We start from the raw sequence: 24141 nt of genomic DNA, 5'->3' as shown, positions 1-24141 counted from the left end.
ACTTATGAATGTAGAACAGCAACGCCTGCAACAGCAGGGATGGAAGAAATGGGGATCTTATGTAAGCGACAGGCAATGGGGTACAGTAAGGGAAGATTATAGCGCGCATGGCGATGCATGGAATTTTACTACGCACGATATGGCGCGCAGTAAAGCCTGGCGTTGGGGCGAAGAGGGGATAGGAGGTATTTGTGATGAAAAGCAGTTGCTGTGTTTTGCACTGGCGTTCTGGAACAAAAGAGACCCTATACTTAAAGAGCGCTTTTTTGGCGTTACCAACCAGCAGGGCAACCATGGGGAAGATGTAAAAGAACTGTATTACTATCTGGATGCCACTCCTACTCATTCTTACATGAAAATGCTGTATAAGTATCCGCAGCAGGAATTTCCTTACCAGTTACTGGTGGAGGAAAATGGCCGCCGCAATAAACAGCAGGAAGAGTATGAGTTACTGGATACGGGTATTTTTAATGAGGATAAATACTTTGATATTTTTATTGAATATGCCAAGGCAGATACGGATGATATACTGATAAAAATTACCGTTCATAACCGAAGCACCGAAAGCGCTGCTTTGCATGTACTGCCCACTGCCTGGTTTAGAAATACCTGGATATGGGGCCGTCATTCCTATAAACCCGTATTGTTTACCGGAACAGACAACTGTGTGCATCTGAAGCATGAAAAGCTTACGGTTAAACATCTGTATCACCAAAAGGGGGGCACACAGCTGTTTTGCGAAAACGAAACCAATAACCAGCGCTTATACCAAACCCCTTCGGTAACGTCTTATCCTAAAGATGGTATTAATGATTTTCTGTTGCATGCAAAGCCATCGGTAGATACAGATGGGCATGGTACCAAAGTAGCTATTGACTACGAGTTGGTAATACCTGCAAAGGGCTCGGAAACCATACAGTTGCGGTTAACAGAGGTGGAAATGGCAGATGCTTTTGCCGATTTTGATACGTTGTTTACGCAACGCGTAGCAGAGGCTGATGAGTTTTACCGCGATGTTCAATACAACGTAATTAACGATGATGAAAGGTTAATTCAGCGGCAGGCCCTGGCTGGTATGCTGTGGAATAAACAGTTTTACAGCTATAAGGTGCAGCAATGGCTGGATGGCGATCCTGCCATGCCGCCACCACCTCCGGGGCGTTTAAACGGCCGTAATGCCAACTGGAAACAGTTGAATAATGAAGATATTATTTCGGTGCCCGATAAATGGGAGTTTCCCTGGTATGCCTCGTGGGATCTGGCTTTTCATTGTGTAACACTGGGCATGATTGATCCTGACTTTGCCAAGCAGCAGCTGACGATGCTTACAGAGGAATGGTATATGAACCCCTCCGGCGAGTTTCCGGCCTATGAATGGTCGCTGGGTGATGTTAACCCGCCTGTACATGCCGGTGCGGTGTACCGCGTGTATAAACAGGATGCGGCGCAAAAGGGTAAAAAAGATTATGCTTTTCTGGAAACACTGTTTCATAAACTGCTTATCAACTTTACCTGGTGGGTAAACCGGAAAGACAGTGGTGGCAGTAACATTTTTGAAGGCGGCTTTCTGGGGCTGGATAATATAGGCGCGTTCGACCGCAGTATGGTGCTGCCCGGCGGCGCGGTAATGGAGCAGGCAGATGCTACCAGCTGGATGGCTGTATATGCCCTTAATATGCTGCATATATCGCTGGAGCTGGCTACCAACAATAAGGTTTACACCAGTATGGCTATTAAGTTTTTTGAACACTTTATGCATATAGCCGGTGCTATGGCCAATATGGGTGAGGGAGATAGCGGCCTGTGGGATGAAGAAGATGAGTTCTTTTACGATCAGATAAGAAGTGCAGATGGCAAGGTGGTAAAGCTGAAAATTAAAAGCCTGGTAGGGTTGATACCATTTTTTGCCGTAGAAGTTATTTCCAAAGAAACATTGGACAGTAACCCGCTGTTTGCGCAACGCATGGCCTGGTTTTTACGCCACCGGCCCGATCTGGCAAAGCTGGTATCCCGCTGGTATGAAGAGGGGAAAGATGAAAAACACCTGCTCAGCCTGCTGCGCGGTCACCGCATGAAAAGGCTGCTGAGCCGCATGCTGGACGAAACGGAGTTTTTAAGCGAGCATGGAGTGCGTTCATTGTCAAAGCGGTACAATGCTACTCCTTTTTCACTACAGGTAGATGATGTTACGCTGCAGGTAAAATACACGCCTGGCGAAAGCGATACCTCTATTTACGGGGGCAATTCTAACTGGCGCGGGCCGGTGTGGATGCCTATGAATTTTTTAATGATTGAAAGTTTACGTAAATTTCATTTTTTTTATACAGATGATTTTCGCATAGAATATCCTACGGCATCCGGCAAATACCTGTCACTAAGAGAAGTGGGCAACGAACTGGCTAACCGACTGCTGAAAATATTTCTGAAAGACGATAAAGGACGAAGGGCTGTATTTGGTAACAACGAGAAGTTACAAACTGATCCGCATTTTGCTGATATGGTATTGTTTTACGAATACTTTCACGGCGATAGCGGTAAAGGGCTGGGCGCTTCTCACCAGACAGGCTGGAGTGGACTTATTGCGAATCTGATCCGTATGAAAAATAAACCACAACATATGGGTACACCTACCAGCTAATTAAAATGAAAAAATGTTAAAGAAGCTACCCTTCGCTTCTTTTTGCGTGTTGCTGTTACTGGTAGCATGCGATAAAGAATCGGAAGAAATACCAACCGGATTTACACCAGGCTCTGTTCCTTCTGTATACTGGATCAGCAGGGGAACAGGGCACGATTATATTGTAAAAGGCCGCAAAGCCGCAATGGATAACAGGCCTGAAATAAAAGAGTTGTATTCTGTTGCGGCCAGTCAGGCCCTCTCTCTGTTTACACTCAATGCCACTACCGGCCATGTATATTGGGTAACCCGTAACAGTGGTGCTGCGGGCCGTTTACATTCAGATATCTACGCTGGTGATACCCTGGGCAGTACACCCCGCCTGGTATTAAGCGTGGCAGCCCCTATAACTGCGCTGGCTGTTAACCCGGTAACCAACACACTGTACTGGACACAGCATGATAGTGTGGTTAATGCAGATTACCTGTATTCCGCCAGCAATTCCGGTGGCAAGGTTACACGTATGCTGCAGCGTGATACCCTTATGACGGTAAGCCATATTGCCGTAGACGCTGCATCCGAATCACTTTTCCTTATCGAAAATTATACAGTAAAAGATTCCACTGCCCGTTTTTCGCGCGTAAGCAGTGCGCAACTTGCCGATACCAGTAAACGAACCCTGTTATACAGTAAAGCAGATTTTCCGGTTACTGCGGGCAGTGCAGATTGGTTTTCGGGCCTGGTTGTAAACGGTGGCAATTTATACCTGGCCATGCAACCCGGTACAGAAAATAAGGTAAGCTATATTTTCAGAGGCACTACTGATGGAAAAGCTACGCTGGTTTCCTTTTTACGCTCTACCCAATTGGGGCTTACTAATATACTGGATTATCCGCTGGCGCTTACTTTAGATAAAAAGAAGCAGTATCTCTACTGGATTAACCGCAGCACTAATGCAGGTACGGGAAGTGGCAGTCTGTTCCGCTCTACCTTTGCAGTGCCTGCTTCTACTGAAGTGGTTTTTGACAACCTTCCTATGGCAGCTACCGGATATGTGCCACTGGAAACAGGGTTGTAGCAGGTGCTGTTTATAAAATATCGCTGAAGTTTTCCGGGTGGCGTTTTACCTGTGCTGCCACGTATGCACATAACGGAATCAGTTTAATACCATGTTCCCGCACATAGCCCACCATAGCTTCCAGCAGCTGTTTGGCCAGTCCTTTGCCTTCTTCTTCCGGTTGCACTTCTGTGTGGTATACGGTAAGGTGGTTGCTGCCCTCATGTATCACCATTTCCGCTATTCTTTTATCGCCATTGGCTAAGTAAAAACTGCCGTTGCCTTTCTCGTCTTTTGTAAATTGCACATTGCTCATAACCGGAATTATTTAATACACTCAAATCTACTATCTACGGGCATACTTACACTGTTAAAACACAATCAATCAGTTAGCTGAAAATATTTTTTGGAAAAGTTTTGTTTGTTAAAAACAAATACCCCTATATTTGCACTCCCAAAACGATAGAACGGTAACACGGAAAATCAAAAAAAAGGGAAGGTTTGGATCGGTAGTTCAGTTGGTTAGAATGCCGCCCTGTCACGGCGGAGGTCGCGGGTTCGAGTCCCGTCCGGTCCGCAAAAAGCTCACAGGAATGTGAGCTTTTTTGTTTTCGGATCAATTCTCTCTTGTGGTTCTTTTACCTGACAGTATCACAGTCATTCCTGCCACAGACGCCATCTGACTTTTAAAATTTGTATATTTAATTACTGTTAGTTGTAAGACTAAAATAGTAAGCCATGGCAAATCCAAAGAGAAAGGGGCGGGCAGCGCTTAGGTTATCAAATGCGGGCATGTTTTACCGTCGGAAGGCAGCGCATTACTCTTCCCTTAGTGAGATAGAAGACAGGCAGGATAAGCAATTTTTCACCGCTATAGCACGTAGTGCTGCGGCAAATGCTATTAACGAGAATAAGGCTTTGAATATTCCTGTTGTGGTAGTTGAAGATGGGTGGGTGGTTAGAAAGAGTAATAATGGCGAGGTGGAAAAAATAAGTGAAATAGAACAACGTACGGCTGCTATAAAGAAAAGAATGCTAACTAAAGGAACTGTACTGTATGTCAAAAAAGGCTAGCCAGAGAATGCGTGTTTTTGCTGGTCCCAATGGTTCAGGTAAAAGTACCATCATTAAAGAAATTCAAAAGCTGGTAATTACGGGAGCCTATATTAATGCCGATGATATTGAAAAAGCTTGTCGCGATAAAGGCTTTGTTAACCTGGGCGATTATGGGTTAAGTTCTACTGAATCTGCTTTTACTTCCTTTTTACAGGATTCTACTTTATTGGCTAAGGCTACAGAAGAAGGCTTCGAAGTTATAATTTCATTTTCTAACAATATTATTAAAGTCAATCAGCAGGCTAATTCCTATGCTGCTGCATTAATAGCAGATTTTCTTAGAAATCTGTTGTTAAACCAGGGTGAAACTTTTTCATTTGAAACAGTAATGTCTCATGAATCCAAGTTGGAGATGTTTAAACGCTCCCGTAATGCAGGCTTTAAAAACTACCTTTATTTTATATCTACAGAATCGGCTGATATCAATGTGGCGAGGGTTGCAGCGCGTGTTAATAAAGGCGGTCATGCTGTAAGTGAGCAAAAAATAAAAGAGCGTTATGTGCGCTCAATGGAATTACTGGCTTCAATAATTCCCTGTTGTTAGAGGTGTTTTGTTATAGATAATTCAGACGATTACTACCGCCTTGTATTGGAAATTGTAAATGGAACTACTATAGAGGTCGTTGATAGTAATATTCCGGCCTGGGTGGAAACCTATGTGCTGGATAAGTTTGTAATATAGGTTTCTCAAATCATGAACATACGCGAACTTGTTCCCGGACATAAGGATGATCAGGAAGTGATTGAAGGGCTTAAAAAGCTTTCATTTGAGGAGATGAAGCCTATTGTTTCTGATTTGTTGGAATGGCTTCAGGATATTAACTGGCCAATTGCCCGGCCTGTTGCAGAGGTGTTAAGGCCGTTTGCAGATCAATTAGTGCCAGACATAATAAAGATTTTAAGGACGAATGATGGTATTTGGAAGCTATGGGTGTTGGTAGCGCTTGGAAGGAACACTCAAAACCATGCTCTGTTGAAGGAAATAGAACGGATTGCAAAATATCCAACAAAAGACGAATTGGAAGAAGGCGTACATCAGGAAGCGATGGATATTTTAAATAACGCGTTTAACCCCGAGAGGCAATAATGTGGCTATTCCTTCCTTTTTACAACAAGTATCGGGTAAAATACCACCTCTATAATACTGCTCGCTTCACTAATGTAGCTTACAAAATCGGTATAATGTTCCTTATATTCTCTGCTTTCCGGCTGGCCGGGAATGCTGGCTGGTCTTTTGTCTATATAAGGTGAAGTAGTGGCGTAGCTTATAAATTCCCAGTCGTTATCGCCCGGTTTTCGGCTATAGATGGCAACAGGTAAGGAGTAGTTTTTATGAAAAGCAACGGATATGTAATCGTTGGCGGATGTAACGGTTAGCTGTGGGCGCAAATTTTTTACATCCACCTGTACGGCGTTACATTTTAAGCCGCCGCCGGTTACCACCGGGTTGTCGCCGGCATTTCCTTTCTTGGCGTACATAGCCATCCGCCTCATTTTAGTGGTAACGGCCTGCACCAGCTCTTTTTTGCGGGCTACCGCAGCTGCAAGATCTGCCTTTTTCTTTTCCACATCGTATATAGCGTCAATCATTTCCTGAACCTCTGCTTCATGCTCTTCTATGTCTTCGTTGCCCATATAGGGAATAGCTGTGGCGGCTACATTTCTGAAGTTTTGCTTATATGCGCTGGCGTATACACTTAGCTCTGCATCAGCATGCGGAATGAAGTCTTTGTATTTTTTCATAAAAAAAAGCCTGTGTGTTTGCGTGGAATAACTTTCTGGTTGGTATAGAAAATTTTCCAGTTAAATCAGTGATGTTTCTGAACGATATCAAGGTGTTTCTGGTTGAGATGGAAAACTTTCTGAGAGAGTCAGAAAGTTTTCTGAATGAACAAGAAAGTTTTCTAATGGAGTTGGAGGCATTATTTTTCCGCCCGGAAGTGAATACGGAAGACTGCCGGTTGTTGTTGTAGAATGGTAATAATCAATAATTAACGTCTGGATATGGCTGTGCTGGTCTGCTTAGCTGAATAACAGGCAGGTAGTTGCTTCCGCTGTTGCTGGTGGTTTGTAGTGTCAGCACTATCTTGTTGAGTTCGTCCCCGGGGTCCAGGTATAGTTTGCGGAGTTTTAGCAGGTAGTAGGTAATCAGTTCCCGGCTGCGGTCGTCAATTTTTCCGTCTATTGTAAGGTTGCCAACGGAGCGGTTGGGGAGAATGGTAAAGCGGATGCTGGCATTGTACCTGTCTTTTTTGTTTACCGTCTGGCCGGGGCGTATCATAGGGTAGGAATCTGCATAGCAGGTTTTGCCGGGAGAGGAGAATCCTTTAAAAGCCAGTTCCTCTTTTTTTATCAGTGCATTACATATTACCCTTATAAACAGGGCAAAATTCTGGTCTGCAGAGTTAGGGGCCTCTTCTATAACAGGTGCGTGGCCCCGCACAAGAAAAGATCTTAGCTGATGAACACCGCTTGCGGTAGGGGCAAACACCAGATCGGCCTTCAGCTGATCCAGCGTAAGTAGTTTTGGGGGCCATAACGTAATGGCGGCAAAGGGGGAGGTAACTATTTTTCTTTTGTCTATGGTTTCGTGCGGGTTGTGCAGGCCGCGGATAAATCGGCCACGTACGTATTGCTCCGATAGAAAAACGCGATGTGTACGGCTGATGTGTCCAAAAAAGGTGTTGTAGAAGGTGGTGTATTCCCAGTTGCCATCCTTTAGCCCTTTACGTACTTCTCCGTCTATTTCCAGACCTGAGGGTAATATCAGGCCTTCAAATTCTTTTGTTTCCAGCGTAAATTTGCCGCTGCCATCTTCCAGTAGGGGCCTGCCTTTTTTATTGTAAAGGAAGAGGGGGGTAAAGTTGGTTTCACTTTTACAATCCATTACTGCGCGTAGAATGCCGGTGCTGCTGTACAAGTGCCATTGCCCGGTCATTTTACCCTGCGTAAAATGTCCTTTCATTTTGATTTTGCCGTCAGGATAATAAAAAACGGCGTCTCCGTCCAGGTCTCCTTTCAAATTATAGGTAGCCTGCATTTCGGGCTGGCCGTTCATATAGTAATCTGTAGCAGGGCCAATATAGCGGGCCAGGCTGTCTATGCGCATGGTGCCAATGCGGTAATAATGTGCTGGTGTTCTTTCGCAGAGTTGCCATTTAATGTCGTAGAACAAGGTGTCGGTAATGTCCTGCGCTGCCGTAATAGCTGGTAGGGTAAGCATGGCGATAAGCAATACATATGCAAAGCGGGTAAAAAGGGCGCGCATAAAACTATTTATAGTATAAATATAATAGAAAGCTACTAACATTGAGCTGTTTGATGCAGTGCCGGGTAATAGCAAGCTTGTATACGGGGGGGATGAATGATTGCTGAGATTGCCTCCCTGGTAATTGCCTGGGTAGCTTTTTCGTAACTGCCTAAATATTACTGGTATGCAGTTTGCATTAGCAGGCATATAAAATACGTAACTATGAAAAAGTACATCTTACTGCTGACCGCTCTGGTTGGCTCAATGAGTGTGTTTGCGCAGTCTACAACAAGCACCGAAGTTACCAGCAGAAACTCGTGGCTTAAAATAGGGGCGAATGTGGGCGTTCCTGTAGGTGATTTATCAGATTACAGCAGCCTTGCGCTGGGGCTTGACCTGAAAGGTCAGATTATGACCACCAATCATATTGGTGCAGGTATTACCACCGGTTATAACCACTTTTTTGCGAAGGAAGGGCTGAAAGACTTCGGAACTATTCCATTGGGTGCATTTCTCCGGTATTATCCACAAAGCAAGGGTTTCTTTTTAGGAACCGATGTGGGTTATAGCTTTTTAACCGGTGTAGAAGATGGCAAAGGTGGTTTTTATGTACGCCCTGAATTAGGGTATCACAACTACGACTGGAACATTTTTGGATTTTACAACGGTGTGCTGCGTGGTGATGATAATGGCGGTAATATTCAGCACGTAGGTATTGGCTTTACTTATAATATCCGCTTTAAATAACAGTGTTTACAATGCATAATACACTACTGCTTACCGGTGTAACAATGTGCTGTTGTAAACAGAAGGTATCCCGGAAGCTGCATCTGCTGTAGCCGGTTCAGCCTGAGGAATAAACTAAGAAGAGGAACTGTTTTCAGACAACGGAAGCAGTTCCTCTTTTTTGTAGGCCACAGGGGGAGTTGAAAAAGCTAGTTATAAAATAGTACGTTAGATGCTATATTATAACTAGCTTTTTCATTTTAATAAACGCAGGTGATTTGCCCCATGCTTTTTCAGGAGCAAGGTAAATGGTTCTGGCGGCAATATAATAGCTCCCCCATTGTACCGCTACATTACTTCTGCGCACTTTTACCGTTTACGGATATTTTCATTGATACATGTTTAAACTATTACCCCGGCTGGTAACATTCTTTTCTCTAACGGTTTTCCGGTAGTTGGCATGGTGTAGTAGTTCGTATTTATGTATGAAATAATATTTTCTTTTTTTTCATTGTTGCACCATGATGCTCGGAGATGTATGTTTTTTTGTGTTATCTAAAAATTAAATGTAAAATTTTAAGGTTTGTGGATGTGATGGCTGTTTTTTTATATACCATCGGAAAATGAGAAGGTTATGTAAAGTTTTAAATGATAATAATGGCGTTTTAAAAGAATCATAAAACTATTTATAAGTTAAGTTGGTATTTGTTATTATGATTTGTGATAAATAAATATTTACTTTGGCTCCTCAAATATTTATAACCTAAAACACAAAACACATGTTCGCAAATCCTGTTAAAGTAAAAAACGTAAACATTTACCCTTATGTAGCCTGGCAGGGTGGTGGTGTGGGGCCTGCCATACTACCTGTAATTGAGGGCGCTTCAGGGGTATACTCTGTAGGTACGCTTTTTACAAATGTATTTTACAACCTTACCCTTAATGGTGGCAAAACGCTTGCGCCACTGGTAGTTCATGAAAGCTATGTAGCTGTTGGCCAAACGGAGTCTGGTGTGCCGTTTACTTCACATTGGATGTATTGCCTGCATACCGGCGATACGCCTGAGTTTGGCTTAACCATTAACGCTTATTTTGTGCCTTACCACTATGTGCCAGGCAGTTATTCAACACCACCGTATTTTCCGGTTGCGCCGCTTACCAATATTACTGTAAGCCAGCTTTTTCCGCCTCCGGGCATCGGTTCCAGACTGCTTATTGTTAACGGAACAGGCAATATTATCGCTACCAAAACAGGTACTCCGCATGAAATGGGTGTGGAAGTTACCAGTGGCGAGCGCTTAGGCGTATTGTCTGTAGGGTTACAGAACATTATTATCACCGGTAAAAATGCAGATGGTAATCTTATTACCCTTACCACGCTTACCTGTACCGGTTCCGGAGAGCCTGCCGTATTCCTGCGTCAGCTTGTATAATTACATTTTTTATAAGTAATGTGTATGGGAAGTTAGTTCTGTGCTGCAATGCTTTGCAGCCGGAACTTGCTTTTAACAGATTGCTTTTGCATTTAATGAACGTTTATTTATATCTGTATAACGGAAAGCCGGTATTTTATTTATAAATGCCATGGTTATATTTGTTCGGTAAAATACCCCTGCGGCTATTTGAATACAGATGTCTTTTTCTGATATATCTTATGAGCAACTGCGTAAAGAAAATAACTAATTGAAAAAAGAATGCCATGTCTAGTAACGAAAATGCTGGCCTGATTAACCACAAACACCCTTCTGTAACAATTCCGGCACCTGAAAGTATATCCTGCGAAGAAGCTTATTCTACCAAAGCCTTCCGTAAAATAGCCGAAGTAGTAGTTTCTTCCCTGGAACAATATCTGGAGCAGATAGAACCTGTTAGTGGTTTGGCCCTTACAGATCCTTCTATGCTTACCCATAAGGCCAGAAGCCTTATGACCAGTGCGTCTGAAGAAATAGCGCCATTTGACGAAAGCCGTCTCCGTAAAATTATTGAATTGTATACAAGAACCGGTATTCAGGTACATTCCAAAGGGTATATGGGAAGGCAGTTTTCCGGTGTGTTGCCCTTGTCGGGCATTTTTGATCTGGTAAACTCTACCGTTAATCAGCCTTCTTCTTTTTACGAAGCGGCGCAGCTACCCAATGTTGCGGAGCGGATTATGCAGGATGAGCTGAATACATTTATCGGGTACCCCGAAAATTCTTTTGCTATGGTTACCACTTCGGGCGGCTCGCTGGCTAACCTTACTGCATTGCTTTCTGCCCGCAACCATAAATACCCCGATGTTTGGAGCAGCGGCTTTTATGGATGGAATAAAGAGGGCAAACCTGCTGTTGCTGTTAGCGAGAACGCACATTACAGTATTAAAAGAGCCATTGGTATAATGGGTATTGGCGAAGACCAGATGGTAAAGCTGCCGGTAAATGAAAATAACGCTATAGACAGCAGCAGAGTGCAGGCCCGTTTAAAAAAAGCAAAAGAACAGGGTTTACATGTGTTTTGTATGGTAGCCTCAGCCTGTACTACAGATACCGGTTCGTTTGATCCGTTAGAGGAGCTGGCTGCTATTGCGCAGGAGCATCATATCTGGTTGCATGTAGATGGCGCCCATGGTGCCAGTTTGTTGTTATCTGACAAACACAGGCATAAATTAAAAGGGCTGGAAAAAGCAGACTCGTTTGCATGGGATGCCCATAAAATGTTGTTTACACCCGGTACCTGTACCTTATTGTTTTATAAAGATAAGCAGAGAAGCTACGGCGCTTTTCGCCAGGAAGCCAGTTATGTTTTTGAAAAAGAATCAGATATTTATACAGCTTTGGATAGTGGTGAACAAAACTTTGAGTGCACCAAAAGGCCTGTTATTATGAACCTTTGGGTTTCATGGGCTATGCACGGAAAAGCTGTTTTTTCTCAGAAAATAGATCACCTGTGTCAGCTTGCTAACCAGGCGTATGAGGTGTTGCTGAACGAAGATGACTTTGAGGTGATACACCAACCTCAGGCAAATATTCTTTGTTTCCGGTATACACCCGATAATCTGGACCCGGAAGTACATCACCATTTTCAATTGTATATCCGCAATAAAACCAAAGAGGATGGCAGGTTCTTTATTTCAAAAGTGGAGCTAAACGGACAGGAAGTACTGCGGGTGGTTTTTATGAACCATGAAATAGAAATGAAGAACTTCCGTATGCTGCTGCAGGAAATAAGAAGAACCGGACAGGAAATGATTGTTGCACACCCTGCTGCCCGCTACGAAACTCTCTCTATACCGCAATAAATAGCATTATACATGAAGCCTAAAAAATCAGAAACAAACCAGGTTGCCGAACTGGTAAATAAATTAATACCCGATAACGAGTGGAAACCCCGGAGTATTGAAGAGGTTATTCAGTTGCCTTCGTTTTACGGCAAGCTGAAGGAGTTTGCAAAAGCATTACAGAAAGAGGAATATAGTGCGGTGGATATAGAAGCGCAACAGGCGCTTTCTTTTCGCAGGCTGCAGCAGATTACCAATATTCTGTTGCTGAACCCAATGTGGAAAGCATATATAGGCAAGAGCGGCTTAAGCGTAGCGCCAAACAATTTTGAAGAATGGCAGCAGCTGCCTGTTTCTGATAAAAACAAAATGGCAGATTTTTTTATGGGCGACCGCCCCGGAATGGTGGTGCCTTTAAGTCACGGAGGTTTTGAAATAGTAGCCAGCGGTGGAACTACTTCCGGTGTACTGGCCGAAACAGTATACCCGTTAAAAGAACTGCAGGAAACCTATGATATAGCGGGTGACTTTATTGGCAAACACATGTTGAAAAACTATCTGACTGGTACGCAGCCTAAATGGGTGGCTACCACACTGGCCGATTATCAGATGTGGAGCAGTGGTACCATGGTAGGAGGAGTATTGCAGAAGATACCGGGTATTAACTACGTGGGTGCAGGCCCGCTGAACAAAGATGTATATCAGCATATGATGAGCTATGAAGGCCCTAAGGCTATCATGGGCATATCGCAGGGTATTGCATTGCTGAGCCAGCTGGGCATTGGTATGCCGGAAGAAGCGCGTAAAAGCCTGAAAGTGGCTATGTATGGTAGCGGGTTGCTTACACACCTGCAGCAGAAAGAACTGAAAGCGCTGTATCCTGATGTAGCTATTCTTAGCTATTTCGCTGCCACGCAGGCAGAAACCATTGGTCTGCAGTTAAACCACGAACTGCCCGGACTGGCTGCTGTGCCTGGTTTACACTTTATAGAAGTGGTAGATGAAAACGGCAAATGGGTGGCGGAAGGCGAGGAGGGGGAACTGGTAGTTACCCGGCTTTTTGGCAATGAAGCACCGGTTATCCGTTATAAGGTGGGCGACCGCGTAATAAGAAGGGAATACATTGTAACCGATACGTTAAAAACGTTTCAGTTTGAGTTTTCGGGAAGAAGCGGGGATATGATACACCTGGGTGATACCCAGTATTTTGCTCCATTGGCTTACGAAAACATTGCTACTGCGCTTAAGGAAAAGGGTATTGCTGACCTGAAAGAACTGGCGCAGGAAATTCAGTTTGTAAACTATCGTAAGGATACAAAGCTGGCATTGCTGGCTACGGTAGATGATCCGGAAAAGTATGCTGCCAAACTAAAAGCGGCGTTAACGGATGATAGTCTGCAGCAGCTGTTCTATAACGCATTTGCTTCCTCCCTGTCGCTCTTTAACAAGCTGGAAGCTAATAGCAGTAATATCAAAAATACCCGATACTCCTTCCTGGTAAAGTTTATTGCAAAAGGCAGCAGCGAATTGCATAAAACCAAAGTAGGTAAGGTGCCATTAATCAGAGACATATTTCAATAACACAGTATGCAATACAATATAAACATCGTTGTAGCAGTAGATGTAATTAAAGCGCTGTCTGAGAAAAAGCTGGACAACAGCATCTATTTATTGGACGACAGTATATGGGGTAGCGAAGGCAAAGGTACCGGCCGGTTAATAACCCGGTGTGTGCCCGGCCAGCGCATTAAATGGATGAGCTACCCTGTGGATCTGCAAACGCCACTGTCTATCAGCAGGGTTGATTTTATACCTGTTTATGGTTACGTACCTGGTGGTTATCTGCCACAAACCGGTACAGGTATACAGGCAGTTAACCCCGATTATTTTGAATGGACCGGTGTGGTGCCGGATTATCTGATACCGGGCACCCCTTACTATTACCGGTTGCAGGTGGAAATGGGCGAGGGAAAAAACAGCACCATGCACATAAGCACAGCGGCCATTATGGTAAAACCTTAATTCATGTAAAAAATTAATCAACAATGGCACAGGAAGTCACTGTAATTATGTTGGTAGATGTTCCGGCTGCTTTAGAGGCAAATACGCTGGAAGGCAATCTTTATCTGGTGGATAATCTGTTAACAGAAGGTTCTGAAAATGAAGGAACCGGTAAACTTATTTCCGCAGTAAATGGTACACATTGGTTTGATGGCTCGCAGGCCAGTGAGCAACTGATAAACTGGTTGCCTTACAGCATTACCAGTCTGTCGCCCCAATTACCCCGTTTTTATGCGGATGATCGTCTGGATGACTTTAAAGACAGGGCAATCAACTCACTGCTTAACCGTCCTGGTACAAAAAACTTCGCAGCTGTTGCTGATATGGAGGGCGGAGTGGCCATTGACCCCTTTCCGGAGCCGCAGGATGTTCCGGTATTGACCAGCGTGGCAGATACGCACGGCAGAAGAATAGTAGACGATGTGCCGTTGATGGATCTGAGAGGTAATTTCATTTCTTTTGATGATGCTGTGCCTATGGTAAAAGCAGTTGCCCCTGGTGAAGATGCACAGGTGCCGGGAGGTCCGTCTCCGGATATATCCTATATCAGTTATCTCACCCCGCAAATCACCAACATTACCGGCGAAGCGGTTGATAAAGGTGTTATCTATCCTGCACAATATGGTACGCCAGCACCTATTAAAGGTGGATGGTACTGGTGCGCATCGGTTAATACCTATATGACCGGTGTATATTCTTACACCCTGCATATTACGCTTTATCAGCCGGAGCGGCATGGTAACGAAGTAATATGGAAGCCGGTTTATTTTACCCAGGATGCTTCCATAAAAGTAACCAGTGGTACCATGAGAAACGGATTTACCAATGGTGGTTTAGGATTACTTCCTGTTTTGTAACAACCAAATAACCTTACAATGGAACCAAGAACAATTACAATACTTTCTCTTATAGATGTGGTGGGAGCACTTGCCAGCGATTCTATGCAAAAGAATCTCTATTTGTTTGATGACAATAAATCTAACGGCTCTACCAACCTGGGTACCGGTGTGTTAAAAACAAAGGTGCAGGCAGGTGATAAATTAATATGGACACTGATGGCGCTGGAGCCGGAAGCCTACGCGCAGCTATATAAGATAGAAATGGATAGTACGGTATGCAAACTGGAGCAAAAAAAGTATCCGCAATCGGATGTTATTTACTGGGAGGGCCATGTGTTGAAAGAGGTAACATCTACCCCTTATAAAATAACGTTTGAGGTAGGTACACAGAAGCAACAAATTGAAACACTGGACTTGCCTTCTTTAATTGGCTAACGCAACATTATCTTATTTCAAAACTATTATAAATGGAGCAGTCTAAAACTACCGACACGGGTGGCTTTGCCTTTAACTCTGTACAGCTTAACCTGGTTACGTTTGTAGATATTTATAACACAAACGCTAACCAATCGCTGGATGGCAATGTGTTTATGATGGATAATTGTCTGGAAAGCACCGGACAGGGCACCGATCATTTACAAACGGTTTGTAAGCAGGGACAGATTCTGAACTGGCTTATTTTTGCCATGGACTCCGGCAAAAGACCAGACGGCACTTTTCCACCCTTTGCTAAAATAAACAATATTGTACTGCTGAATGAAAGCGGAACAGATGTAGCCAGCGATCAGATATTCCGCGAAATAAAAATTATTGGTGGCCCTGATAAAATACGTTCTAAATATACCTCTGTTTATTATTACTGGGCGGGTGCGTTGCTGGCAGATGTTCCGGTGGGTGTATATAAGTACCGGTTTGTACTGGAAGTAGGTACAGAAGATCCTGCAAAGAAAAATTATTTTAATCTCAATACCCCCTCCCTGAAGATAGTACCAGTAGCGTAGCCTGATAATACCTGAGCGCTAACCTGTACATTATCTTTCGTAACACACTCCCGGAGGGCTTACGGGGCGTAAGCTTTTCCGGGCGTTGTTGCAAAAAAATACCTGCCTAGTGGGCAGGTACAAAGTCTTTCTGATGTGCAGGTTTTTCTTCTTTTTCCTCTTCGGATTCCACTTCTTCGCGTTCCTGCTCCGGTTGCGTTTCCTGTTCAGATTGTGCCTGCGGTTGTGCTTCCTGCTCCTGATCTGCGGTAACTCCCTGCTTATATCTTTCTTCTGATGATGTTTGTTCTGAACCTTCCTGCTGCGATGCTTCAGGCGTTGGTTGTGCCGATGCCTCTGTTGTTGCCTCTGCCTGCTGCGGCACCTTAGGTGTTACGCTGGCTGCATTGGTAGCTTTTGATGCCTGCGGTGTTGCTTCTGATTCAGTTGCCGCTTGCGAAGGCTCACTATCCTGCCCATTTTCATCCAGGCGGAAGGATATTTTCGAAATCAATCCGTAGCTGGTTATTTTGCCGTCTTTTACATGGGCCTTAATATCTTTAACATATACAGAATCAATGTTCCGGATAGTTTTAGATGCTTCTGCCACAGCCTGCTGCAACGCATCTTCAATGCTTTTTTCGGAGGAGGCAATTACCTCTATTACTTTTACGATGCTCATAGGATTACGTTTTTAATAGGGTTGCAATTACTGTTCCTGGTGCCTGTAGGTTATAGATGTGCGGGCGCCGGGTTACGGACGGGGAATTTGCGCATCATTATGATAATTTAAGCAATAATAAACTTGTAGCCACGCAACTAAATGGTGGGGTTAGTTGTCACGGGTTAAAAAAGCATATGAAAAAACTCCTTACTGCATGTATTCTGCCGGGCCTGATAGCACTGGGAGCATGTAATAAAGGCTCTCATTCCGCGCAGCTATCTTATGCAACAGATGGCTTTGGTACTAATCCGGGAGGTACAATAGGTAAAATGGATGCCATTCAGGAGAATCCTTTTATTAAAACCAAAGATTCGGCAGTTACCACTTTTTCAGTAGATGCAGATGGAGGTTCTTATGCTTTGGTGCGTAAAGCGCTGGAAACCAGCATGCAGCTGAACCATTATAAAGATGCCATTCGTACAGAGGAGTTTATCAACTACTTCACCTATAACTATCCCGATCCTGTTGATGGTAATAATATAGCAGTTAACGGAGAGGTAAGCACCTGTCCCTGGAATACGGCGCATAAACTGGTGCGTATTGGTATTAAGGGTAAAAGTGTGGAAAAGGCAAACTACCCTGCGGCCAATTTTGTGCTGGTGATTGATGTGTCGGGCTCTATGAGTACACCGGATAAGCTGGAACTGTTAAAGAATGGATTTATCACTTTTGTAAACCAGATGCGTGCGGAAGATAAAATTGCCATTGTTACCTATGCCGGTGAGGATGCGGTGAGGTTGTTATCTACACCCGGTACTAAAAAGAATGAAATTATTGCAGCTATTAAAGGTTTGGGCGCTTCCGGAAGCACCAATGGTGCAGGGGGGATAAAAAGGGCTTATCAGATAGCCAATGAAAACTTTATAGCGGGTGGTAACAACCGGATAATACTGGGTACAGATGGCGATTTTAACGTAGGCATTACCAACACCGATGAGCTGATAAAGCTGATAGAAGAATATAAGGCCAGGGGCATTTATTTAACCACGCTGGGGGTGGGGTTGGGTAACTATAACGAGGCTATGATGGAAAAGATTGCCAATAAAGGTGATGGTACGTATGAGTATCTGGATAGTGAGGCTGAACTGCAAAAGTTGTTTATTGAGGAATACAATAAGTTTGTTACAGTGGCTAAAGATGTAAAAGTACAGGTGAGCTTTAACAAAGATCTGGTGGAAGAATACCGGCTGATTGGTTACGAAAACAGATCGCTTACCAATGATGATTTTAAAGATGATAGCAAAGATGCGGGTGAAATAGGGGCGGGGCAAACCGTCACGGCCATTTACGAAGTAAAGCCTGTAGCCAATGCTGCCTTTAAATTGAAGCCTTCCTTTGGCATACAGTTCCGGTATAAGAAAAGTGCTGATGAAGCCAGCATTCCGCTGTCGCTGGATATTTATGATAATGGCAATAGTTTTGCTGAGGCGAGTGAGGATATGCGTTTTGCTTCTTCCCTGGCAGCATTAGGTGCATATCTCCGTGGATCGGCCTATACAAGAGGCGTTACCTTAAGTAGTATTAAGGAGTGGGCTTCCGCTGCTACTACCTTCGACCCAGGTGGTCATCGTAAAAAACATCTTCAGTTGCTAAACAAGGTGCAGTAACATTCACGGATGCTTTCGGTAGATATTCCCCCAGTTCCCGCAGGGCAATTACCTTATAATGGCGTTGCTGTATCAGTTGCAGAAAGCTTTCCAGGTGTTCCGGTGTGGTAGTGTAATCCGGGTGCAATATGTCGGGCACGCCGTGAATGGTAAATATCAGTATCTGTCCGGGCTGCAGTTCTTCCGGGGCCTTGCGGGTGCGGGTCAGTAATTTTTCTGTGGAGCCCATGGTATAGCTGGGAAGTTCCAGTAAAGAATAAGTGGCGGGGTTAAAGTACTGGCTGTTGCCGGCGCGGGCATAGTTATAGCCCATTTCGTGTAACACTACCTGCGCCTGCGAATCGGCACGGTTGCCAGGGTAGGCAAAGGAAACAGGTTTAGGTATGCCCTAGGAGCTGCACTTATCATCTACATATTGAATTTCCTGTTGCAGCTGCCCGCGGGTTAGTTTGGTTACGTTTTTATGGTGGCCGGTATGGTTGCCTATTTCAAAGCCCATCTGGTGTAACCGCTGAATCTGTTGCCAGTTCATAAACTCCACAGAGTCTGCCGGGGTTTTACGGGGAAAGTCGCATACAAAGAAGGTGGCATTGCAGTGGTATTTTTTCAGCATTGGTGCTACTACGGTGTAGTGGCTTATTTCTGCATCGTCAAAGCTCAGTATTACTATCGGTGGGCGGGTAGTATCGGCAGGTGGCAGCGCGTAAGAGAAAGGTAGCATAAACAGCAGGAGGGCAATAGCAATAGTAATGCGTTTCATAAAGCAATCGTGTTGGTTTGGTTGCGTATCTGTTACAGACTGCTAAACTAAGGTAGTGGGGCATACAACCGTCCTGTTGCGTCCTGTGGCCACCGGGCGGTTGTATTATATCTGGTACACTACATTGACAATGCTACTTTTCTGCTTCTGCTGCTTATAAGTTTAAAAAAGAAAATATTCAGCAGGAACATTTCAAAACCGTAAATAACATCTTCTATAGGTATGGTTAACAGGCGTATGCCCATGTTTTCTGCATCGTTATATATTACTACAGGCGCATCAGGGCCGGTGCCGGTTAGTATGCCGTTTACAATAAAAAAGGGCAATAGTAATACCGAATAATACGTAGCTGCTTTGTGCAGCCAGTCAACCTTAGCTATAAATTTCAGCGCCAGAAATATAAGTGCTGTTATAGAAAAGGTAATGCAGGTGTAAGCCTGCCTGCGGTATACAACGCTTATACCTACCAGCACCACAGTAAACACCAGCACAAACCAGTTTTCTGCTTTGCGGCTCCAGCGTACCGGCCAGAATTTTTCCAGGCAGAAAAAGGTAAACTGGCACGAGAAGGGGATGCAGTAAAAAAACAGCACTTCTTCCAGTGGCAGGTTGCCTATGTAAATACCCAGTACATAATCGGGATTAAAGTGCCATACACCATGGACAGTAAAAATGCTATCCCATATTACAAAAAACAGCGCGGAAATACTGGCCGATACTAAAAAGTGCCCGAATTCTTTATAAAAGCGGATACGTGGATGAAACGAATACAGGAAGGGAACCAGTATGGTGCCCATATTTACATACATATACAACCACTTCATGATGTCTGACTTTGGGTTTTTGCTTCACGGAAATATTTAAACGGTACGAACAGCATACCAAAGCATTCACCATGTTCTTTGTTAATGTGTTTGTGGTGCATTTTATGCGCCCGGCGCAGTGCCCGGAAGTAAATGCTGTTGCTGTTACGCATCCATTTAAAGCGCTGGTGTATAAATATATCATGCACAAAAAAGTAGGCGGCGCCATACAGCGTAATACCTACGCCTGCAAAAAACACGTAACTAAAGCCGTTTTGCGCACCAAAGAATAAACAGATAATACCGGGTATGGCAAAAATGAGAAAGAAGAAATCGTTCTTTTCCAGAAAGCCTTCGGTTTCTTTTTTATGATGGTCTTTATGCAGGTACCACAACAGGCCGTGCATGATATACTTGTGCGTAAACCAGGCCACGCCTTCCATTAGCAGGAAGGTTATGAACACTATGGCTATTTTAATAAGAACGTCTGTCATGTTATTGGCTTTTCGTGTTTTGTAAAAATCCCGATACCTCCGTTTTCAGGTAGCTATCGGTAATGTTGGGCAGCGCGGCTGTTAAAAACGCTTCATCTTCCCGCAGGTGTTCTTTATAGTTTAAAAATGAAGGGGCCTGTTTCTGCGCTGCATAACGTAGCATACGCAGTTCGGTATTATTACCGTCCTGTGCTATGGCATCGTTCAGCATGCCCTTTCCTTTTTTAAAATGACTCAGTTTGGTAACCGGGTTAAAAGCATGCTTAGCCTGTGCCATGGTAGCCACGCCGTAATAGCCATACATCAGCGGATTGTTTTGCGCAGTATACGGCTGTAATAAGCTTATCAGCTGTTTGCAGCTGGCTTTATCATCGGCGGCTTTTTTTAGCAGTGTGCGCACGGTAGAAAGGGTTGGTTCTTCCGCCCGGTAAAAACTGCCTGCCATCAGTAACAGTGTAAGCATCAGTACTTTCATATCCAGTTCATTTTTTGTTGCAACAGGCTGTTTAGCATCAGCCCTATTTTACGCGTATTATTAATACGTATACGCTGCTGCAAAATTTCCCGGGCCGGCAGTTTTTTAATTTTCTTAAACAAACTGTTGTAATATACATAAGCCAGGTATACGCCGGTTTTAGAAGAGGCGGGCAGCATTTTTATACCCGTAAGTGCCTCGCGGAAATCGGCTTCTATATCTGCTTCAATCTGCCGTTTGGCTTCGCAGTTAAAGTTTTGCAGGTTTACATCGGGAAAATAGGTGCGGTCCAGCAGCTCATAATCGCTTTTGGCATCGCGCAGAAAATTTACCTTCTGAAAAGCGGCACCCAGCCGCATGGCATAGGGCTTCAGCTGCTCGTAATACTGCCTGTCGCCATTGCAAAAAACACACAGGCACATCAGGCCTACCACTTCGGCAGAGCCGTAAATGTATTGCTGGTATTTCTGTTCGGTATATTCCACCTTGGCCAGGTCCATTTCCATACTTTCCAGAAAAGCGTTAATCAATTCGTGCGGAACACGGTACTGGTTTACTACTTTCTGAAAAGCGTTCAAAATGGGGTTGGTAGAAATACCTGCTTCCAGCGCACGGTACGTATCGTTTCTGAAATGGCTCAGCAACTGCTGTTTGTTGTAACCTTCAAAGCTGTCAACAATTTCATCTGCCACCCGTACAAAGCCATAAATAGAATATACAGCATCGCGTATGCAGGGCTGCAGAAAGTAAATGCCAATAGAAAAGCTGGTGCTGTATTTACGGGTAGTGATTTTGCTTATCTCTACCGATAAATCATCAAATAACTGCTTCATGGTTTGTTTTCTTTAGTTGACGGATAAGTTCATTCGCGGCCAGTTTGCCGGATATCAGTGATGGTGGAACGCCGGGGCCCGGAACGGTAAGCTGGCCTGCATACAGCAGGTTGCGCAGTTGCCGGTTGCGGAGTTTTGGTTTAAGATTGGCGGTTTGCCGCAGGGTGTTGGCCAGCCCGTAAGCATTGCCTTTGTACGAGTGATAATCGTTAATAAAGTCGTTTACGCAATAACTTTTCCGGTAATCAATAAACGCCGCTACAGGTTCCTGTACCTGTTCTTCCAGCCGTTTTATAATCAGCTGAAAGTATTGTTCCCGCAGGGCTTCTGTGTCTTCCAGCCCTGGTGCAATGGGCATAAGAATAAACAGGTTTTCGTGGCCGGGCGGCGCTACCGTGTCATCCGTTTGCGAAGGGCAGCAAACGTAAAACAGTGGTTTGGTGGGCCATTGCGGGTTTTTGTAAATTTCCTGCGCATGCTGGTCCAGCGCTTCATCAAAAAACAACGTGTGATGCGCCAGTGCGGGCAGGCGTTTGCTTAGGCCGATATAAAAGATAAGGGAAGAAGGCGCAAACGTTCTTTTGTTCCAGTAAGCCTCGCCATAGTTGCGGTAGCGGGTTGGCAGCAGTTTACTTTCCACATGGTGGTAATCGGCGGCGGCTACAATTGCGTCCACCGTTTGCTGCTGTCCGTTTACCTTTAGCGAGTGTACTTTGCTTCCGGTGGCATCAATAGCCTGTACTTCACTGTTGTAATGAAAAATAACACCCATGCTTTCCGCCAGTGTAACCATGGCGTCTATCACCTTTCCAAAACCTCCCTGGGGGTACCAGGTACCCAGCTGCAGGCCTGCATAGTTCATGAGGCTGTACAGGGCGGGCGTGTTTTGCGGGGTAGCACCCAGAAACAACACGGGAAACTCCATCAACGCAATCAGCTTAGGATGACGGAAGTGCCTCCGCACATGCTTGCTGAAAGAGGAAAATACCTTCAGCCGCAGTGCTTCACGGATTACATGGGTGTCCATAAATTCCATCAGCGAAAGGCCTGGTTTATGCACCAGTTGTTCCATGCCTATTTCGTATTTAAGGCGGGCATCCTGCATAAACGCATCCAGCTGTTTACCGGCGCCTGGCTCTATAGCTTCAAACATGGCCTTTAACTGATTATAATCGGCCGGTATATGCAGTGTTTCCTGTTGGGGATATACCACATCAAAAGAAGGGTTCAGCAACTGCAGCTGATACAGATCTTCTACCCGGTGGTTAAAATGCCCAAAGAAATTGCGGAACACATCTGGCATCCAGTACCAGCTGGGGCCCATATCAAATACATACCCGCTGTCTGTTTTCAGCTGGCGGGCACGCCCGCCGGCAGTGGCATTTTTTTCGTACACATGTACTTTATGCCCTGCCTGTGCCAGATAGCAGGCGGCGCTGATGCCGGAAAAGCCTGCGCCTATAACTGCAATTTTTGCCATGTACTGGTTGGTTGGTTATTATTGGTGGTGAATCAGTTGGTGGAAGAAAGGGTTTGCTCCAGCTGTTGGGGTGTGTGCAGCAGGTAAGTATCTGCCGGCAGTTCCACTGTTTCCAGCAGCGAGGCACTGCCACATACATATATATGGTTGCGTGCTTTAAAATAGCGGCGCAGATTATTCAGATAAGCCTGTGTATGCTCCGGTGGGTTACGGTGTACCAGAAACAGCAGCAGGTGTTGCGGCTGTACCGCCGTTATAGCTTGTTGCAGGGTGCTTTCCGGTACATTTCCGCCCAGGTAAATTACCTTTTTACCGGTCTGGCGCAGCAGGTACTGGCTAAAAAGCAACCCCGTTTCGTGCCACTCATCTTCCGGTAAAAACAAAAGCCAGCATTCTGCGTTATCTGGTGGTGCAGGCAGCGCGTCTACGGCCGTAGCCAGCTTCTGTCGTAGAAGGTGGGTAATAAAATGCTCCTGCGCCGGATTAAGGGTGCCAGCGGCCCACATAATACCGGTGCGTTGCAGCAGGGGGTAAATAACCTCTTTATAAGTAGCGGCCACCCCGTGTTGTTTAATACAACGGGTAAGCAACTGCTGAAAACGCTGCTCCTGCCACGAAATACCGGCATGTATTAGCTGCGAAACATACTGGCTGGTGCCGGCATCGGGTGTGCTGAGGTAGTGCTTTTGTATCAGCATGGCCAGCTGTTCATCCGGCATGGTACACAACTCCTGCAGCTTGTGCTCTGTATGCATCAGGCTTACAATGTTCAGCAGGCGCTTCAGTTGATGACTATTGTAGTAACGGGTATTTCCTTCTGAACGCTCTGGCTGCAACGCCTGATAACGCTTTTCCCATATACGGATGGTATGGGGCTTGATGCCGGAAAAACCGGCCAGCTGGGAAATAACAAAGCTATCCACTTGTTCAAGTTTTCTGTGTTCAAACTTAAACATAAAAATCTGTCTTTTAGTTGCAATTCTTCCGGATTTTAAGGTGGCTGGGTAAATTTCCGTGGTTTAAAAGTGGTTTTATGCTGGTTTGAGTAAATATCATAAAAAGC

At 44.7% G+C, this 24141-nt stretch carries 26 protein-coding genes and 1 tRNA gene; 15 read left to right on the top strand and 12 right to left on the bottom strand.

Features of this window, described 5'->3' with window-relative positions:
* The first annotated feature begins 4 nt into the window (after window positions 1-4).
* Window positions 5-2638, top strand: coding sequence for an MGH1-like glycoside hydrolase domain-containing protein (locus tag IEY13_RS11540; RefSeq protein ID WP_188952122.1), 2634 nt, complete (start codon window positions 5-7; stop codon window positions 2636-2638).
* 13 nt (window positions 2639-2651) lie between these two features.
* A complete protein-coding gene (locus IEY13_RS11535) occupies window positions 2652-3695 on the top strand; it encodes a hypothetical protein (protein WP_188952121.1) in 1044 nt (347 codons plus the stop codon).
* 10 nt (window positions 3696-3705) lie between these two features.
* Here IEY13_RS11535 and IEY13_RS11530 read toward each other — a convergent pair whose 3' ends face one another.
* A complete protein-coding gene (locus tag IEY13_RS11530) occupies window positions 3706-3990 on the bottom strand; it encodes a GNAT family N-acetyltransferase (protein WP_188952120.1) in 285 nt (94 codons plus the stop codon).
* A gap of 187 nt (window positions 3991-4177) precedes the next feature.
* Between IEY13_RS11530 and IEY13_RS11525 the strand changes: the two genes are divergently transcribed.
* The 4 genes from IEY13_RS11525 to IEY13_RS11510 all read left to right on the top strand — a co-directional run bounded on the left by IEY13_RS11525 (window position 4178) and on the right by IEY13_RS11510 (window position 5877).
* Window positions 4178-4251 (top strand) — tRNA-Asp (locus IEY13_RS11525).
* A gap of 161 nt (window positions 4252-4412) precedes the next feature.
* Window positions 4413-4748 (top strand): hypothetical protein, encoded by a 336-nt coding sequence (locus tag IEY13_RS11520; RefSeq protein WP_188952119.1) that lies wholly within the window; start codon window positions 4413-4415, stop codon window positions 4746-4748.
* Window positions 4732-5334 carry an ATPase gene (locus IEY13_RS11515; protein ID WP_188952118.1) on the top strand — a complete coding sequence of 201 codons (603 nt, stop codon included), beginning with the start codon at window positions 4732-4734 and terminating at the stop codon, window positions 5332-5334. Before IEY13_RS11520 ends, IEY13_RS11515 begins: the two co-directional genes overlap by 17 nt.
* A 150-nt stretch (window positions 5335-5484) precedes the next feature.
* Window positions 5485-5877, top strand: coding sequence for a DUF5071 domain-containing protein (locus IEY13_RS11510; protein ID WP_188952117.1), 393 nt, complete (start codon window positions 5485-5487; stop codon window positions 5875-5877).
* A gap of 5 nt (window positions 5878-5882) precedes the next feature.
* On the opposite strand, the gene IEY13_RS11505 is transcribed toward IEY13_RS11510, so the two are convergent.
* A complete protein-coding gene (locus tag IEY13_RS11505; RefSeq protein ID WP_188952116.1) occupies window positions 5883-6533 on the bottom strand; it encodes a hypothetical protein in 651 nt (216 codons plus the stop codon).
* 241 nt (window positions 6534-6774) lie between these two features.
* Window positions 6775-8058, bottom strand: coding sequence for a toxin-antitoxin system YwqK family antitoxin (locus tag IEY13_RS11500; protein WP_188952115.1), 1284 nt, complete (start codon window positions 8056-8058; stop codon window positions 6775-6777).
* Between the two features lie 204 nt (window positions 8059-8262).
* Here IEY13_RS11500 and IEY13_RS11495 point away from each other — a divergent pair, with 204 nt between their 5' ends.
* The 8 genes from IEY13_RS11495 (at window position 8263) to IEY13_RS11460 (ending at window position 15923) form a co-directional block, all read left to right on the top strand.
* Window positions 8263-8787, top strand: a complete 525-nt coding sequence (locus IEY13_RS11495; RefSeq protein ID WP_188952114.1) for a hypothetical protein — start codon at window positions 8263-8265, stop codon at window positions 8785-8787.
* Window positions 8788-9545: 758 nt separating this feature from the next.
* Window positions 9546-10199: a hypothetical protein gene (locus tag IEY13_RS11490; protein ID WP_188952113.1), complete on the top strand. Its 654-nt coding sequence runs from the start codon at window positions 9546-9548 to the stop codon at window positions 10197-10199.
* 266 nt (window positions 10200-10465) lie between these two features.
* Window positions 10466-12043 (top strand): pyridoxal phosphate-dependent decarboxylase family protein, encoded by a 1578-nt coding sequence (locus tag IEY13_RS11485; RefSeq protein ID WP_188952112.1) that lies wholly within the window; start codon window positions 10466-10468, stop codon window positions 12041-12043.
* A gap of 12 nt (window positions 12044-12055) precedes the next feature.
* Window positions 12056-13603, top strand: a complete 1548-nt coding sequence (locus IEY13_RS11480; RefSeq protein WP_188952111.1) for a phenylacetate--CoA ligase family protein — start codon at window positions 12056-12058, stop codon at window positions 13601-13603.
* A 6-nt stretch (window positions 13604-13609) separates the two neighbouring features.
* Window positions 13610-14044 carry a DUF8788 domain-containing protein gene (locus IEY13_RS11475; RefSeq protein ID WP_188952110.1) on the top strand — a complete coding sequence of 145 codons (435 nt, stop codon included), beginning with the start codon at window positions 13610-13612 and terminating at the stop codon, window positions 14042-14044.
* A gap of 23 nt (window positions 14045-14067) precedes the next feature.
* Window positions 14068-14940 (top strand): DUF8788 domain-containing protein, encoded by an 873-nt coding sequence (locus IEY13_RS11470; protein ID WP_188952109.1) that lies wholly within the window; start codon window positions 14068-14070, stop codon window positions 14938-14940.
* 18 nt (window positions 14941-14958) lie between these two features.
* Window positions 14959-15357 carry a DUF8788 domain-containing protein gene (locus IEY13_RS11465; RefSeq protein ID WP_188952108.1) on the top strand — a complete coding sequence of 133 codons (399 nt, stop codon included), beginning with the start codon at window positions 14959-14961 and terminating at the stop codon, window positions 15355-15357.
* A gap of 32 nt (window positions 15358-15389) precedes the next feature.
* Window positions 15390-15923 (top strand): DUF8788 domain-containing protein, encoded by a 534-nt coding sequence (locus IEY13_RS11460; RefSeq protein WP_188952107.1) that lies wholly within the window; start codon window positions 15390-15392, stop codon window positions 15921-15923.
* Window positions 15924-16029: 106 nt separating this feature from the next.
* On the opposite strand, the gene IEY13_RS30150 is transcribed toward IEY13_RS11460, so the two are convergent.
* Entirely contained in the window at window positions 16030-16584 is a 555-nt protein-coding gene (locus tag IEY13_RS30150; RefSeq protein WP_229687828.1) for a dodecin family protein, read from the bottom strand.
* 176 nt (window positions 16585-16760) lie between these two features.
* On the opposite strand from IEY13_RS30150, the gene IEY13_RS11450 reads away from it, so the two are divergent.
* The gene (locus IEY13_RS11450; RefSeq protein WP_188952106.1) at window positions 16761-18233 is read left to right on the top strand and encodes a vWA domain-containing protein; all 1473 of its coding nucleotides are present in this window, start codon (window positions 16761-16763) and stop codon (window positions 18231-18233) included.
* On the opposite strand, the gene IEY13_RS11445 is transcribed toward IEY13_RS11450, so the two are convergent.
* From IEY13_RS11445 to IEY13_RS11410, 8 genes are all read right to left on the bottom strand, one after another.
* Window positions 18172-18558: a polysaccharide deacetylase family protein gene (locus IEY13_RS11445; RefSeq protein ID WP_188952105.1), complete on the bottom strand. Its 387-nt coding sequence runs from the start codon at window positions 18556-18558 to the stop codon at window positions 18172-18174. The genes IEY13_RS11450 and IEY13_RS11445 overlap by 62 nt on opposite strands.
* A 63-nt stretch (window positions 18559-18621) precedes the next feature.
* A complete protein-coding gene (locus IEY13_RS11440; RefSeq protein WP_188952104.1) occupies window positions 18622-18993 on the bottom strand; it encodes a polysaccharide deacetylase family protein in 372 nt (123 codons plus the stop codon).
* Window positions 18994-19112: 119 nt separating this feature from the next.
* A complete protein-coding gene (locus IEY13_RS11435) occupies window positions 19113-19817 on the bottom strand; it encodes a lycopene cyclase domain-containing protein (RefSeq protein WP_188952103.1) in 705 nt (234 codons plus the stop codon).
* Window positions 19814-20290 (bottom strand): sterol desaturase family protein, encoded by a 477-nt coding sequence (locus tag IEY13_RS11430; protein WP_188952102.1) that lies wholly within the window; start codon window positions 20288-20290, stop codon window positions 19814-19816. The genes IEY13_RS11435 and IEY13_RS11430 overlap by 4 nt, the downstream gene beginning before the upstream one ends.
* A 1-nt stretch (window position 20291) precedes the next feature.
* On the bottom strand, window positions 20292-20765 hold the full coding sequence (locus IEY13_RS11425) for a hypothetical protein (RefSeq protein ID WP_188952101.1): 474 nt from the start codon (window positions 20763-20765) through the stop codon (window positions 20292-20294).
* A complete protein-coding gene (locus tag IEY13_RS11420; RefSeq protein ID WP_188952100.1) occupies window positions 20762-21598 on the bottom strand; it encodes a phytoene/squalene synthase family protein in 837 nt (278 codons plus the stop codon). The genes IEY13_RS11425 and IEY13_RS11420 overlap by 4 nt, the downstream gene beginning before the upstream one ends.
* A complete protein-coding gene (gene crtID, locus IEY13_RS11415) occupies window positions 21582-23078 on the bottom strand; it encodes a bifunctional phytoene desaturase/3,4-desaturase (RefSeq protein ID WP_188952099.1) in 1497 nt (498 codons plus the stop codon). The genes IEY13_RS11420 and crtID overlap by 17 nt, the downstream gene beginning before the upstream one ends.
* Before the next feature lie 32 nt (window positions 23079-23110).
* Window positions 23111-24034, bottom strand: coding sequence for a MerR family transcriptional regulator (locus IEY13_RS11410; RefSeq protein ID WP_188952098.1), 924 nt, complete (start codon window positions 24032-24034; stop codon window positions 23111-23113).
* Window positions 24035-24141 lie beyond the last annotated feature (107 nt).

Origin of the sequence: Filimonas zeae (genome assembly GCF_014641615.1) — a bacterium.
GTDB classification, from domain to species: Bacteria; Bacteroidota; Bacteroidia; order Chitinophagales; family Chitinophagaceae; genus Filimonas; species Filimonas zeae.
Note: the sequence above shows the minus strand (reverse complement) of the source record. Positions and strands in the feature narration are given on the sequence as shown.